The following is a 15,680-nucleotide window of genomic DNA, read 5'->3' as shown; positions in this document are numbered from 1 at the left end:
ACATAACTAAATTATGATGCACGTACGCGTACTTGGCATTGCTACGAATTATTAACGATCAAGCCAACTTAACGAGAGTTGCCAAACCAAATATTCATTAAATAAAAGCTGGTTGGCTAAATACTATCTGGACTACGCAAGTTTTTCACCGCGATACGATCCGCTTGCTTGCGGTCACGCTCAGGCGTCATTTGTGGCTGGTAGATACCCTGATCATTGACATGAATGCCCAGCGGACGACGCTCTTTGGTGATAGATTCTTGTAGTAACATCAAGCCTTGAATCAACGCTTCTGGACGCGGCGGACAGCCTGGCACATAGACGTCTACTGGAATAATCTTATCCACGCCTTGCACAACAGAATAGATATCGTACATGCCGCCCGAGTTAGCACAAGCACCCATTGAGATAACCCATTTTGGCTCAAGCATTTGCTCATAAAGGCGCTGGATAACCGGTGCCATTTTAACAAAGCAAGTACCAGCAACAATCATGACATCTGCCTGACGGGGCGAGGCACGAATAACTTCTGCCCCAAAACGTGACAAATCATGAACGGCTGTTAAAGTAGTGGCGTATTCGACATAACAGCAAGAAGTACCAAAGTTAAATGGCCATAGTGAGTGCTTGCGCCCCCAGTTTGCTGTTGAATGAACAAGGTCTTCTAGACGACCCATAAAGACGTTTTTATTGACTTCGTCTTCGATAGGATCGTTGACCGTTTGACTGGTCTGTGCAGGATAGACATCTGCATCAGGGTTGGCTTTTGTTAATGTGTATTTCATAACATACAACCTTTATATTAGGCGCAGCGTGACAATTAACTTGCCCTCACTATCACCTTAACTTCTATTATTAATAAGTGACCATTAATATAAATCGACTGCCATCTTCTTTACAGTATTATCATTATCATATCGTTGCCACCAGCGTTGACTCTTATAATCTTTTGTAAAACCTAAGTATAAGTTTTAAAAGCCGATAGGTATAAGGAAAATAGTTATCGCTTAGTATTATCCTGATGCGCGGACGTCGCAAAGTCCACAGAGGTAACATTACCTGTGGTATTAATATGATCGATATTTTGTAGATGACGACGATTGGTCTCAATATTGTTTGAGACATTAATCTGTCCTGAAGACTGCGCGGGTATTTTGCCGGTCGGGTCAACCATCAGCTCATCGACACCATCGAACTTGGTGATATCTGCCAAGTTAAAGCCCGCAGGCGCAGTATAGAGACGTACTTTTTTACGCAGTTTGTCAGCAGGTGCCCAGTTTAGCGCGCCCAAACTCAAAGCGTATACCAGACCAATTAACAAATCAATGATAAAGGTCGCTGCTGCAATAAACCCAGCCCAGCCAGTTTCGCGTACTGAAACAGCATAAGCGTATAAATACAGCGCCTCTAAATCAAAGATAACAAAGAAGATTGCCACCAAATAGAATTTGGCAGACAAACGAATGCGGGCGTTGCCAGCTCCGACAACACCCGCTTCAAATACTTCTTCTTTTTGTGAGCCCTGAGAGCGACCGCCAAGTAAGCGCGGAACGACCAGCATAAAGACAACTAGCCCAATGGCGGCTAAAATAAAAGCAACTGCTGACCAATTAAAAGCAGACATGATAATACGTGCTCCTCACCCAATCGAGTGTTAAGCGCAGCGCAGATACACCAGTTAAGGCAGTCGTGCGACAGGCGTAACGCAGACGAAAACACAAAGTAACTGTCAATGAGTCACTCACATAAGCAACTCATTAACTATTATAGGTACTGTGCTGGTAATAACCAATTATCAAGCTTATTGACGACGGTGTCAGACGTGACCAACTATAGAATTTCCGGCACGCATGCGGAGAAAGCTGGTCGCCTAACGCATCTTCTAACAACGTAAGATCAACGTATTAAATCAATATCATATTTGATGTTTTATTTAATTGATTTAATAGCTCATTACACGTGGTCAATAATGACGTGACAACTGGCATAAATTATTTACGTACTATACGCATATCATGGCTCAAAAGCTAGTTTTTAACTGTATTGTACGGTCACTTTATAGGCAAAAAAAACATATTTTTTTTATTATAAATTATGCTATAGACGTTACCTTATATTGAGCACAAATCCACATTTCTAAAAAAGCGCTGGTATATATAATGTAAGTCACCAGATCCAAACGATTTTTTACTAGGCACTCATCATTGAACTCCTCACCCAAAGATAGGGTTTTTGCTTTATAATAACCCACCGAATTTCATGGTTATGTAAGTGGCTGTTTTAATGACGGCTCTCATGATTAATTGTCACAAAATATTAATGATCATGAGCTTGATGAGCAGACTGCATGATTAACCCTATCGATGCCATATGACACTATCAATTTGCTTAGTATGGGCATTTTTCATTTAGCTAAATCGCTTTCAATATCAGCTCTGTTCTCTTTTTCGCTTTTGTCTTACAGGTCACCTTATGAGTCAACTTAATCCCAAACAACAAGAAGCGATGCTCTACGTATCCGGTCCATTGCTTGTGCTAGCAGGTGCAGGCTCCGGTAAGACGTCAGTGATTACTCGCAAAATTGCTTACCTTATCGAAGAATGCAACATGCCAGCTGAGCGCATCACGGCGGTGACCTTTACCAATAAAGCCGCGCGCGAGATGAAAGCTCGTGTCAGTAAATTGCTGCCAAGCGAAAAAATGCGCGGTTTAACGGTATCTACCTTTCACCAATTCGGTCTGCAATTTTTGCGTTATGAGCTGATTCATACGCCGTTAAAGGGCAACTTCTCCATCATGGACAGCGACGATAGTAAGCGTTTGCTGATGGAGCTGATGATGCGTGACAACTTAAGCGGTGCGGAAAGTCGCGAACTGGTTGGTAAAGCCATTAAATTCATATCTGACTGGAAGAACGATTTGGTTGAGCCGGATAAGGCGATGGAAACCTTAGACGATCCAGAAGATATGATTTTTGCCACTTTATATGCCCTATATGAGCGTAATCTACGTGCTTATAATGCCGTCGATTTTGACGACTTGATTGTACTACCAACCAAGATACTGCGTGAAAATCGAGAACTACGTGACAAATGGCAAAACCGTATTCGTTATTTGCTCGTCGATGAGTATCAAGACACCAATACCGCCCAGTACGAAATGATTAAATATCTGGTCGGACCGCAAGGGCGCTTTACCGTGGTTGGTGACGATGATCAGTCTATCTATGCGTGGCGCGGGGCTAAGCCTGAAAACATGGCGCTGCTAAAAGAAGACTTTCCAAAGTTGAAAATCGTCATGCTTGAGCAAAATTATCGCTCGACTACCCGTATTTTGACCTCAGCCAACGCCGTTATTATGAATAACGAGCATTTATTCGAAAAGAAACTGTGGTCAGATAAAGGGCAAGGCGAAAAGATTCGCATTATTAATTGCCGTAATGACGACGATGAGTCTGAGCGCGTGGCAAAAGAGATTGTCACGCATAAGCTACGTTTCGGTAATGAGTGGGAGCAGTATGCCGTTCTGTATCGCAGTAACTTTCAGGCGCGCATGCTGGAGGCGCAATTGCGCCAGTTGCAAGTGCCTTATAAACTATCGGGTGGTCAGTCGTTCTTTGCCCGTAGTGAAATCAAAGACATCATGGGTTATCTGCGTCTTATCCTAAACCCAGAAGACGACAGTGCATTTTTACGTATTATCAATACGCCCAAACGCGGCATGGGACCGGCAACGCTGGAAAAATTAGGCTTGTTTTCGCAAGAGCATAGCATCTCATTATTAGCCTCTTGCACGCACGCCGGTCTTGCTCATGTCTTGCCGTCTAAAGCGTATGGCACGATAAAAGAGTTTGGTGAGTTCATTGAGCATTATACTCGCGAGCTGGATCAACACCCTGACCCTGTGCCAATCGTGCGCCAGATGATTGATGAGACCGGTTATATTGACTTCGTGCGTAGCGACGCCAAAACGCCGCAACAAGAAAAGAACCGTATCGATAATATCGATATGCTTTATACCAGTATCCAATCGTTGATTAATCGCGCGGAAGAAGATGAAGACCGGACGATTGATACCATTATTCGCAAGCTGGTGTTACTCGACATGCTTGAGCAACAGCAAGAAGAAGAAAACACCAACAAGGTCAACCTAATGACCTTGCATGCGGCAAAAGGTCTGGAGTTTGATTTTGTTTATATCATGGGCCTTGAGGAAGAGATGCTGCCACATCGCAACTCTATCATGAGCGAGACGGTCGAAGAAGAACGGCGTTTGATGTATGTGGGTATTACCCGAGCCCGTCGTGAGCTGACGTTGACTTTAGCGACTCAGCGCCGCGCCGGTGGGCAGATGCGCGTGACCTCTGAATCACGCTTTTTAGATGAATTACCAGAAGATCATATCGACTGGCCAGCCAAAGCGAAAAAGAAAAAAGCGACCAAAGATCCAGAAGCCGTCGCTGATGAATATTTGGCCAATATTCGTGCCTTACTGGGTAAACGCTAGACCGATAAAAATCGTAACATGGCTAGTGGCTAGAACATGCATTAGCCATGTTACATTGAGCGCCACACCATTAGCATGAGGTTAATGGTTGGCAAAAAAACTATTCACTCACTACTCTGGAACGATTATGCCTGCTCCCACGCCTACTCCTGATCGTCAGCCAACCTTGCAGGCAGATTATAATCCGTTAGAATATAGTGCCGAATATAAGCTGTTATATCTACAGGAACTGGTCGCTAAAGACTCGCATAGCGACATCGCTGAGTTCTTAATCAAGCAGTCAGAGTATGAGATTGCCAACCTACTCGAATCTTTCCCGACCCAAGCGCGGCGCATTATCTGGGCACAAGTCCCTGACAACTTAAGAGGTGAAGTCCTCGCTGAGCTGGACGTAGATACGCGCCAGCCTTTGATGGAAAACATCTCTTCAAAAGAGATATCGCTTTTTACCCAAGACCTTGATGCGCAAGATATCTCTGAGATTCTAGACACCGTTACTGAGAGCGTGCGTACCTCAGTCATGGCGACTTTAGATGAAGATATTAGGATTCAGGTTAATAAGCTCGATACCTATGCCGACTGGGAAGTTGGTAGCTATATGGATCCCGACCTCATCCAAGTGAAGGATGATATTAGTCTGGCGCAAGTACAGCAATGGCTGCGCGAAAACGACGACTTACTTGATGATCAAAGCCAAGAGCTACTGGTCGTCGATCAAGGTCAGCAGTTACTTGGGCTACTCAGTCTGGTCGACTTGATCAAGCATGATCAAAACACCTTGGTCTCCGCGCTGATTGATAATGCGATTACCATTAACGACCGCTTAGACATTCAAGATGCTGCCGCGATTTTTCGTTCAGAAGACATTCGTTTTGCGCCAGTGATTAATAATCATGGCGAGCTGGTTGGTCAATTAAATGGCGAAGACATCATGGAAATTATCCAAGATGATGTCGACAGCACCATGAAAAATCTTGCTGGTGTCAGCCAAGATGAAGAGCTGTTTGCGCCTATTTTAACCAGTGCCAAAAGCCGTAGTATTTGGCTTGGCATCAACTTGTGTACCGCGCTTTTAGCCGCAGCGGTGATTGGTCAGTTCGAGGAAGTACTGGCGCAAGTGGTGGCGCTGGCGATATTGATGCCCGTGGTTGCTAGTATGGGCGGCATCGCTGGCTCGCAGACGCTGACTGTGGTCATTCGCGGTATGGCGATGGGTCAAATCGGTGGTTCTAACCGTCTGTGGTTACTCAATAAAGAGCTGTGGGTCGGTGCGATAAACGGTATCATCTGGGCGATAATTATGGCGTTTATCGCGCAACTGTGGTTTCATGATATTAAAATTAGCTCGGTGATCGGTTTTGCTATTGCCATTAATATGACCGCTGCCAATGTATCGGGCATTAGTATTCCATTGGCATTGAAACGCATGAATATCGATCCTGCGCTGTCCGCTTCGGTTATCTTAACCACCGTGACTGATATCGTCGGCTTTATGTCATTCTTGGGCTTGGCAAGCGTGCTGATTCTTTAGTAAAACCGTTATTAGAAGTTAAATACCAAAAGTTAAAAATCAGCAGCTATTTATAATAATAGTTGCTGTTAAGTATATTTAAAATACTCAAAGTTAAAAATGTGATTCGTTCTATTTATAAAACATAAAATCAACTTAAATCAAAACATCGTTAAGTGAGTGCGTTATGCAAGCTGTACAAGTCAAAGTATTAAACCCTAAAATCACTGAAGATAAAGCATTTTCTCTACCAACGCGCGCCACCAATGGCAGTGCCGGTATTGACTTACGTGCTTGCATTGACGAGCCTTTAACGATTAAAGCAGGTGCCACGCATTTAATAGGTACTGGCCTCGCCGTTTATATTCAAGATCCCAATTTTGCGGGGATGATTTTACCGCGTTCAGGTCTGGGTCATAAGCATGGTATCGTTTTGGGTAACTTGGTCGGCTTGATTGATGCCGATTATCAAGGTGAGCTGATGGTCAGTATTTGGAATCGCAGCAATGAGGACTTTGTACTCAACCCAGCAGAACGTATGGCGCAGTATGTGGTCGTACCCGTTGCCCGTCCTGAGTTTGAAGTGGTGTCTGAATTTAGTGACGAAAGCGCGCGCGGTGCGGGTGGTTTTGGACATTCTGGTCGTCAGTAGCATTGAATATAAGCATTAAGCATTATTGGATTTTCATTTAGCATCAATCGCAGCAATAAAAATAATCAGCGATTTTTTGTTTCACCACTAGCCCATTTATTACGACTATAAGGAGAGTAAGCGATGCCGTCTTTTGCTGCGCAGCACTCCTTATTTCGTGCTTATGATATTCGCGGCGACGAGCAGTACTTTACGCCAGATTTTATAAAGGCTTTGGGCAGCGCCTTTGTACGACTTTATAAAAGCTACCATGCTGCCAAACATGGCAAGCTCATTGCTAATGGCGATACTGCTAACAGCGATATTTGTAAAAGCCATGCTAAACCGCATCATACACCAAAAGAAACCACGATCATCATCGGCTATGATGTACGCTGCGATAGCGATAGCATGGCTCAGGCATTAGCGACCAGCCTGCAAGAGCAAGGCCTGCAAGTGATTAATTTAGGCTTGGTCACTACACCGATGATGGCATTTTGGACTGAGCAATACGACGGTCATGGCATCATGGTCACCGCCAGTCACTCTGCCAAAGGCATTTTGGGTATCAAGTGGCTGGTTGGCAACGCCTCTCCTAGTGCCGAAGATATTCAGTTGCTTTATCAAGATTTGACAGCGTTTGCGGCTAACCAACGCAACAATCAAAATGACAATAACAGTGACAATGGCAATGACAGCCCTAAATTCTCAAGTGTATGCCACAGTAATGACGCTCCAGCAACTTCGATATTATCCGTTATATGCTTGCCGACTGATATTGTGTCAGCACCTTATATTAATGCCATTGCCGATGTATTTATCAGTATTTATCCCGCTCAAAGCCTATCTGCTAGCAACAAGCGAACCTTTAAAAAACTTGATCTCACCATCGTTATTGATTGTATGCATGGGGCGACCAGTAGAATCGCCCTGCCGTTATTCACTACCTTCTGTCAGCGCGTTATCATCATCAATGACACGCCCGATGGTAGCTTTCCCATGGGCAACCCTGACCCTACTGAGCCGAATCGATTGGCCGAACTGCAACAAACCGTCATCGTAAATACTGCCGATATTGGTCTGGCATTCGATGGCGATGGCGATCGATTAATGATTGTCGACAACAGCGGTAAAGTGATTATGCCTGACCATCTACTGTATTTGCTCGCCTCAGTTGCCATTAGCGAGCGTCCAGAACCGTGGCAGGCTGATACCGTGAGCCCGCAAGTACTGTTTGATATTAAATGCTCACACCATCTGCCTATGCTCTTAAGCGACTTGGGGGCGACTCCCATTCTAAGCAAAACCGGCAGTAGCTTAATGCGGCAACAGCTGCGGGTCGATGACAGTCAAATCCTATTCGCAGGCGAGTTATCTGGACATTTTATTTTTAACGACGGTTATTTTACTGCTTATGATGATGCGATGTACGCAGGCTTACGGCTGCTGCATTGGCTGGTATATACAGCGGCGCTTGCTGATAACGCATCAGCCGCCGTTGGTCTATGGGGCGAAGCCATTGAGACCTCCCGCCCTCCTCGGTTGACTGATATCACCCGTCAATTACCGACGTTGGTCAGTACAGCGGATCATTATTTACCTTTACCCAATAGCGCGTCTCTACAATGCCCAATCGTGCAACAGTTAGCAGAATTTTGTTATTATCTACAACGTTTGGTTACGCCGCCTTTTGATGACGTCGACAATACCTTGGCTGCGGCTCATGGCTCATCATCATGCTCTTGTGTGTCGAGTGTCGAGCATACGACCTTAGCCCAAGCCAAGCAATTGTTACCGAGTGGCACTCGGCTGACCTGTATTGATGGCGTGCGCTTAGATTTCGCTCATGGTTTTGGCGTATTGCGCCAATCAAACACCAGTCATCATTTGACCGTGCGCTTTGCTGGCGACAGCTTAGCGGATTTAAAAGACATACAAGCACGCTTCGTCGCGCTCTGCCGTCCCTTTGATAAAAATTTGGCAGCGCAGATTGCAGACCTTATTTCTGAATAACCAGCCTTTTAAACCCATATCTTTTAGGAGTTAGTCATGACGCTTAATCTGGATGAAGCCAAAATCACCGCTGAAGTATTGACCACAGCGCTGCCCTATATCCAACGCTACGTCGGCAAACTAATCGTCGTCAAATACGGTGGTAATGCGATGACTGATCCTGAGCTTGAGAGCTCTTTTGCACGTGATATTGTGCTACTAAAGACAGTAGGTATGCATCCGGTAGTGGTGCACGGCGGTGGACCGCAAGTAGATAATTTGTTAAAGGAGCTCGGACGCAAATCTGAGCGTATCGATGGTATGCGAGTCACTGACAAAAGCACCATGGATATTGTCGAGATGGTACTAGGCGGCGGCGTCAATAAATCTATCGTCAGCTTAATCAACAAGCATGGTGGCCGCGCCATTGGTCTGACGGGTAAAGACGCCAACTTAATCTTAGCCAAAAAGCTAATGATGGAAAAAATTGGTGCAGATGGTGTTGCGGTGCCCGTTGATTTAGGTTTTGTTGGTGATGTGGTCAGCGTCAATAAAGACGTGATTAATATGCTTATCTCCTCCAACTTTATCCCTGTTATCGCGCCGCTTGGTGTTGATAGCGAAGGCAATACCTACAATATCAACGCTGATTTGGTCGCGGGAAAAGTCGCTGAATTTTTGCAAGCTGAAAAGCTCATGCTCCTAACCAATATCAAAGGGGTATTGGGACGCGACGGTGAAGTCGTGACTGGACTTACGCCAAAGAAAGTCGATGGTCTTATTGAAGATGGCATTATCTCAGGTGGTATGATTCCTAAGATTCAATGCGCGCTTGACGCAGTACGTAGCGGCGTAAAAAGCGCGGTTATCGTCGATGGCCGTGTGCCTCATGCTACTTTGCTTGAGATTTTCACCAATGAAGGGGTTGGTACGCTCATCAGTCGTGAAATCGATGCTGCCATGAGCTAGCGATAAGCTCTCAAATTCAAATATGAAAAATCCCGAACCTAGTCATTGCTAAGTTCGGGATTTTTTGCACTTGACCAAAATTTCCTTTACGAAAAGTTCATATCGAATGCTTCTTCATCAAAACCGCACAATAAGACCGCCTGATCCTTATTCTTAAGCTGACCTTCGACGATGGGACGTTTAATCATGCTGGTATTTTCGACAAGTAAATCAATGGCATTAGTTACATTAGTATCAGCGGCTTGCTTTTGCTCATCGGTGAGCTTACGCCATGTGGTGCCGCGCTTGTTTAATACTTTATCAATGCCAAACTCGTTGACCCAACGCTGAAGCGTTTCTTTATCGATGCCTTGTTTTTTATAATCATGAAAATCATAGCTGATGCCTAGCTCATCCAGCTTAGTAAAAGCCTTTTTCATCGTGCTACAAGATTTAATACCGTAAATAGTGATGGTCATAATTAATCCTTAAAGGGTTATATTTAGCGTGTACTTTTACTTAATCATAAAAAATAGATAGAAAACTATACAAAGAAAAATCAAGGCTAACAATAACCACTGCACTCTTGGAGTGATCAGTTTAATTCTTTCCATTTCTATAGGCTCATAATGTATAGCGGAACGGCCTTCAGAGGCAAGTTGCACTAAATGCACCACTTCCACTTCATTCAAGATGGCATCTTTATATCTCATAGACCTTATGGGGTATTGTATAATTTTGCCTTGTTTAGGTTGAATCATTAATAGCCAAATTTCGTGGCGCTTGATGACTCGACAATCGATACCTATACACTCAATATCCTGCCACAACAAATATCTCTGTTGTGGTCGGCGCAAGACTTGTAAAATCGTTATCCCTTTATCTGTAATTTGAAAAACGGGCTTACCAGTAATAAAGGCAAATAATACCGTGAATACCGCAACAGCTATCAAAATTATTGATAACCACATCACTATAATGAAAAACCAACCTTCATCTTTTGCGATGGGTAGCCCATAATAATACAGCGGAAAAATTAACAAACCTAAAGCCAAAATCGACAGCATGTGTTTGTTCGATAAATACAAATCAATAGGATACTTTAGTACCTGACCTTTCTTTAGTTTTTGCATGCCGAGCCTTACTGTGGATTCATAAGTTGTTATATACTTCTTAATACTGCTCTATTATTACGTTGCCCCATCGCATTTTTTGCCGATTTGCGCTATTCTAGCGTATCTAATTTCTTATCAAAATATTCAATCTAGAGCCGACTATGAGCAATACTGTGACATCTGACCAATCAGAAAATAATTATTATAACCCACAAGCTATTGAAGCCGCACAACAAGCCAAATGGGCAGCGGATAAGCGTTATGAAGTGGGCAACGAGCCTAGCGATAAGCCAAGTCGCTATATGCTGTCGATGTTCCCTTACCCAAGCGGCAAGCTACACATGGGTCACGTGCGCAACTATACCATCTCGGATGTGCTGAGCCGTTACTATCGCCTTAAGGGCTATGAAGTCATGCAGCCAATGGGCTGGGATGGTTTTGGCCTGCCCGCTGAAAACGCTGCGATTGCCAATCAGACGCCACCTGCTAAATGGACGTTTGCTAATATTGACAGCATGCGCGCGCAGCTCAAATTGCTAGGTTTATCTATTGATTGGTCACGTGAATTTGCCACTTGTAGCCCCGAATATTATCAGTGGGAGCAATGGTTGTTTTTACAGTTATACAAAAAAGGCTTGGTCTATAAAAAGCTTGCCACCGTGAACTGGGATCCGATTGATAATACGGTGTTAGCCAATGAGCAAGTCATTGACGGTAAAGGTTGGCGTAGTGGCGCGGCGGTCGAAAAGCGCGACATTCCGATGTATTACTTTAATATCACTGATTATGCTGACGAATTGCTTGACGATTTGGATCAATTAGAAGGTCACTGGCCATCAGAAGTATTGACCATGCAGCGCAATTGGATTGGTCGTAGTGCCGGTATGGAAGTGCATTTCCCTTATGAGCTTGCTGGCGAAACCAATACCCTAGATGTATTCACGACGCGTCCTGACACCTTGATGGGCGTCACTTATGTGGCGGTTGCCGCAGAGCATCCATTGGCACAATATGCCGCTGAGCATGATGAGGCGATTGCCCAGTTTAATGCGCTGTGTAAAAAAGGCTCAGTGGCAGAAGCCGATCTAGCCAAAGCTGAAAAGATCGGTATGGATACCGGTCTTACCGTGACGCATCCACTGACCGGCGAAGAAGTACCCGTATGGGTCGCCAACTATGTGCTCATGAGCTACGGCTCTGGCGCAGTTATGGCAGTACCGGCACATGACGAGCGCGATTATGAATTTGCCGTTAAGTACAAGCTACCAATTAAACAAGTTATCGATATCCCTGCTGGGTATTTTGATGAGTTAGAAGCAGACGCAAAGGCGAACGATGCTGAGATTAATCTTGCCTATACTGAGCGCAATATTTTGGTCAATTCAGGTGAATTTGATGGCTTAGACTTTGAGCAAGCGTTTGAGGCTATGTTAGCCAAACTTGAGCCACAAGAACTGGCTAAGAAAAAAATCCAATACCGTCTCCGTGATTGGGGTGTTTCTCGCCAGCGTTATTGGGGCTGCCCTATTCCAATGGTCAACTGTGAGCATTGCGGTACCGTACCTGTTGAAGAGCAAGATTTGCCCGTTGTCTTGCCGACTGACGTCGTTCCTGATGGTCGCGGTAATCCACTCAAAAACATTCCAGAGTTTGTGAATACCACTTGCCCGAAATGTGGCAACCCTGCTGAACGTGAGACTGACACCTTTGATACCTTTGTAGAGTCAAGCTGGTACTATGCGCGTTTTGCCAGTCCGAATGATGCACAGAACATGGTCAACAAGTCTGCCGCCAATAAATGGCTACCTGTCGATCAATATGTTGGCGGTGTAGAGCACGCCGTCATGCATCTGCTTTATGCACGCTTCTTCCATAAGCTTATGCGCGATGAGTCACTGGTGTCAGGCGATGAACCATTTGCCAATCTTATGACCCAAGGTATGGTGCTTGCCGGTACTTTTTACCGTCTTAATGCCGATGGCAGCACGACGTATTACTTCGCAGAAGACATCGATATCGACTACAACGAGCGTGGTCAACCGATTAAAGCGATTTTAAAAGCTGATGGACAGCCAGTCACGATTGGCAAAATCGAAAAAATGTCTAAGTCCAAAAACAACGGTGTCGATCCACAAATCACTATTGATAAATACGGCGCTGATACCGTTCGTCTCTATACCCTATTTACCGCGCCTGCCGATCAGACGCTAGAATGGTCGGATGACGCGCTAAAAGGCCCTTATAATTTTGTTAAAAAAGTATGGCGTATTGCTACTGAGCATATGCAAGCGCTCACTGAAGCAAACCTAAGCCTTGAGACACTCAATAATGTCGCCTTGAAAACTGATGGCTTAAGCAAAGAAGCGAAAAATTTACGCCGTAAAACTCATGAGACCATTGCCAAGATCGATAGTGACTTGGGTGATCGTCTGGCGCTAAACACGCCTGTATCAAGTTTGATGGAGCTTGCCAACGAGCTGACTGGCTTTAAAGCAAATAGTGAGCAAGACCTACAAGTGCAGCATGAAGCGTTGATTGATCTGCTTATTATGCTATCAGTCTACGCGCCACACGCGGGCGAGCACTTACTTGAGCAGTTAGGGCTGGATACCCTTACCCTGAGCTACCCAGCCGTCGATGAAAGTGCCTTAGTACAAGACATGATCACGATGGTGGTACAGGTCAACGGCAAAATGCGCGGTAAGATGGATGTCGCGCCGAACAGCGACCCTGAACAGCTAAAGGCGCAAGCGCGTGCGATAGAAAGCGTGGCGAAATTCCTAACGGGTGACATCAAAAAAGAAATCGTCGTGCCGAATAAACTGGTCAATATCGTGGTGGCAGGCTAAACTTTTTTAAACGTAGTGTTTTAAGCCTTTTTATCAACATAAGGATAGCGATTATGTCTTGTAAGCAGCGAGCTGTGCAGTCATCTCAAACGAAATTAAGCAAGCCAAGTGGACAATGCAATATGGCAAAAAAGTCTAATGCACAGAAGCTAGCGACAGCATTACTCGCAAGCTTGCCACTGCTTTCTGTACTGGGAGCCACAGCGGCTCTTAGTGGCTGCGGCTTTCAGCTAAGAGGTTATGGCACACCGATGCTATTTGATGTGGCCAAAACAGCCATCATCATCGAAGACAATCGCACCTCCTTTCCACTAAAGTTACCGTTGTCACGACGCCTAGAAGCCTTGGGCGTCGATGTAATCGATAATATGACCTTGGTCGATATTACCAATAACAATAAAAACGCGACGGCGGAACCCATTGCTGCGATTAGCGTCAAAAATATGCGCTTTAAGCGTTATGAATTGGTCGGTGTTTTAACAGAAATCCGCTTAGTATTGTCAGCAGATGTCAGCTACCAAACCCTACAAAATGGCAAAGTGGTGACACTAACCAACCCTATCCAAGTCGAGCGCAGTTACCAGTATAATGAGGCATCGGTCAGTACCGATGACCAACAAGGCGATCAAATTCGTGACTGGCTCTATGACAGTTTGGCACGCCGTATCACTGATCAATATGTTGCCATTGCATTGCCTAGAGTCACCCCTGCCAATGCCAATAAAACGGCACAAACAGGCTCAGCGTCTACGGCTGTTATCGTTCCAAGCACACCAACCCCTTAATGGTTAGCGTAAGGTATTCTGTCCATCCATTCTCATAAACCTGTGTCCTCATTAGTCTATGCAAGAGTCTTTTATACAAGCCTATCCCAAACTACTACAGTCATCCGTGGCCGTAGCTGGTTTGTGGCTGGCACATGGAGATGAGACGTTATTGAGTCAGTGGCTGATCGATGCCTTGCGTCCGCATTGGCGTGCGCAGAATTACGCGATTAAACGTATAGAGCTGGTGTCGGTTAAGAGCTGGCAAGAAGTACTCTCAGAGCTTGGTAGCCAGTCTTTATTTGATGATGCCAGCGCCTTGATCGTAACCGGTAATCATAAACCGGATAAAGCCGTTATCGCTGAGCTTGAGCGCTTTGCTGTCGAGGCACAAACAGGGGCGCACAGTCATAGCTTATTATGGTTAACGCCCAAGCAAGACAAACGCGCGCAAAGCAGCAAGTGGTTTGCGCCATTTGCGCAATACGGTCACATCATTGACTGCAATTTATACAACGAACAGCAACGTCAGCAGCTGTTGCAGATTCAAGCCCAGCAATTTGGACTCAGGCTGTCACAAGAAGCGTGGCAACTGCTCATGTCGCACACCGAGCATCACCTGCTAAGTGCTTATCAAACCTTGTGGCGGCTGTCTTATCTATTTGCACCGCAGTTGGATGCTAGTAGTCATGACGCAACTCACGAAGGCAATAATCAGTCTACAACGACCGCGCCAAACGTAGCATTAGACATCAAAGATCTTCAGGCCGCCTTGGTCAGCGACGCTCAATTCAGCGTCTTTGATTTATCTGATGCAATGCTGGCAGGCAATAGCGCACAAGTGGCGAAAATCATTTTTCAGCTGAAAGCCACTGATGAGCCGACGACCTTGGTACTGTGGGCAATCAGCAAAGACATGCGCCAAATTATACAATTAATGGATGGGCAAGATCCGCAAGCATTGGGTATTTGGCGTAGCAAACAAGGTCTATATCAACAAGCGTGCCGCCGCCCAGCGCAAACGGCTGAATGGCCTGCCCTGCTATATCGTTGTGACCAAGCGATTAAAGGTCTCATTCGTCAGCCAGCGTGGGAGTTGTTATTGCAGGCCGCGCTTGAATTAACAGGTAAGCGCTTGTTTGCTGCACGATAAATTTCAGTCACTATTGTTATTGATGTGATGCAGCCATTCCCTGTCAAAAACAGCGTCAGTAATGACTTCTCACAAATCTTCGATACCCTCTGATGCCCTCTATAGTTTTCAGATATATCTACTTTTGCAATTCCCCTCCTATTTTTTCTCTATTCCCACCATGTTCAAAAACTACCTTAACCTTTCTTAAACTAATTCCCATTCCATTTTGA

The 15,680-nt window shown here is 45.1% G+C and carries 12 protein-coding genes; 8 read left to right on the top strand and 4 right to left on the bottom strand.

Annotated features, from left to right (window positions below):
- Positions 1-116: 116 nt before the first annotated feature.
- Together ACSUPM_RS03585 and ndhC are read right to left on the bottom strand one after the other, a co-directional pair.
- Complete coding sequence (locus ACSUPM_RS03585; protein WP_025653094.1) at positions 117-785, bottom strand: NuoB/complex I 20 kDa subunit family protein; 669 nt, start codon at positions 783-785, stop codon at positions 117-119.
- Positions 786-1,000: 215 nt separating this feature from the next.
- Complete coding sequence (gene ndhC / locus ACSUPM_RS03580; RefSeq protein ID WP_025653093.1) at positions 1,001-1,624, bottom strand: NADH-quinone oxidoreductase subunit A; 624 nt, start codon at positions 1,622-1,624, stop codon at positions 1,001-1,003.
- 848 nt (positions 1,625-2,472) lie between these two features.
- Here ndhC and ACSUPM_RS03575 point away from each other — a divergent pair.
- The 5 genes from ACSUPM_RS03575 to argB all read left to right on the top strand — a co-directional run bounded on the left by ACSUPM_RS03575 (position 2,473) and on the right by argB (position 9,608).
- Positions 2,473-4,506, top strand: a complete 2,034-nt coding sequence (locus tag ACSUPM_RS03575; RefSeq protein WP_025653092.1) for a UvrD-helicase domain-containing protein — start codon at positions 2,473-2,475, stop codon at positions 4,504-4,506.
- Positions 4,507-4,633: 127 nt separating this feature from the next.
- Positions 4,634-6,037, top strand: coding sequence for a magnesium transporter (gene mgtE, locus ACSUPM_RS03570; protein ID WP_201576928.1), 1,404 nt, complete (start codon positions 4,634-4,636; stop codon positions 6,035-6,037).
- 166 nt (positions 6,038-6,203) lie between these two features.
- Entirely contained in the window at positions 6,204-6,668 is a 465-nt protein-coding gene (gene dut / locus ACSUPM_RS03565; protein ID WP_436880189.1) for a dUTP diphosphatase, read from the top strand.
- A 123-nt stretch (positions 6,669-6,791) separates the two neighbouring features.
- Positions 6,792-8,660 carry a phosphomannomutase gene (locus tag ACSUPM_RS03560; protein ID WP_436880188.1) on the top strand — a complete coding sequence of 623 codons (1,869 nt, stop codon included), beginning with the start codon at positions 6,792-6,794 and terminating at the stop codon, positions 8,658-8,660.
- 36 nt (positions 8,661-8,696) lie between these two features.
- Positions 8,697-9,608, top strand: coding sequence for an acetylglutamate kinase (gene argB / locus ACSUPM_RS03555; RefSeq protein WP_025653087.1), 912 nt, complete (start codon positions 8,697-8,699; stop codon positions 9,606-9,608).
- 86 nt (positions 9,609-9,694) lie between these two features.
- Here the strand turns inward: argB and ACSUPM_RS03550 are convergent, their stop codons facing one another.
- Both ACSUPM_RS03550 and ACSUPM_RS03545 read right to left on the bottom strand, forming a co-directional pair.
- A complete protein-coding gene (locus ACSUPM_RS03550; RefSeq protein WP_201582260.1) occupies positions 9,695-10,066 on the bottom strand; it encodes an arsenate reductase in 372 nt (123 codons plus the stop codon).
- A gap of 36 nt (positions 10,067-10,102) precedes the next feature.
- Positions 10,103-10,720 carry a hypothetical protein gene (locus ACSUPM_RS03545; RefSeq protein WP_201616763.1) on the bottom strand — a complete coding sequence of 206 codons (618 nt, stop codon included), beginning with the start codon at positions 10,718-10,720 and terminating at the stop codon, positions 10,103-10,105.
- 143 nt (positions 10,721-10,863) lie between these two features.
- Here ACSUPM_RS03545 and leuS point away from each other — a divergent pair, with 143 nt between their 5' ends.
- The 3 genes from leuS (at position 10,864) to holA (ending at position 15,468) form a co-directional block, all read left to right on the top strand.
- Positions 10,864-13,551, top strand: coding sequence for a leucine--tRNA ligase (leuS, locus tag ACSUPM_RS03540; RefSeq protein WP_201575503.1), 2,688 nt, complete (start codon positions 10,864-10,866; stop codon positions 13,549-13,551).
- 122 nt (positions 13,552-13,673) lie between these two features.
- Complete coding sequence (locus ACSUPM_RS03535) at positions 13,674-14,336, top strand: hypothetical protein (RefSeq protein ID WP_025653082.1); 663 nt, start codon at positions 13,674-13,676, stop codon at positions 14,334-14,336.
- A gap of 58 nt (positions 14,337-14,394) precedes the next feature.
- Complete coding sequence (holA, locus tag ACSUPM_RS03530; RefSeq protein WP_025653081.1) at positions 14,395-15,468, top strand: DNA polymerase III subunit delta; 1,074 nt, start codon at positions 14,395-14,397, stop codon at positions 15,466-15,468.
- Positions 15,469-15,680 lie beyond the last annotated feature (212 nt).

This window comes from Psychrobacter okhotskensis, assembly GCF_965638355.1.
Classification (GTDB): Bacteria; Pseudomonadota; Gammaproteobacteria; order Pseudomonadales; family Moraxellaceae; genus Psychrobacter; species Psychrobacter okhotskensis.
Note: the sequence above shows the minus strand (reverse complement) of the source record. Positions and strands in the feature narration are given on the sequence as shown.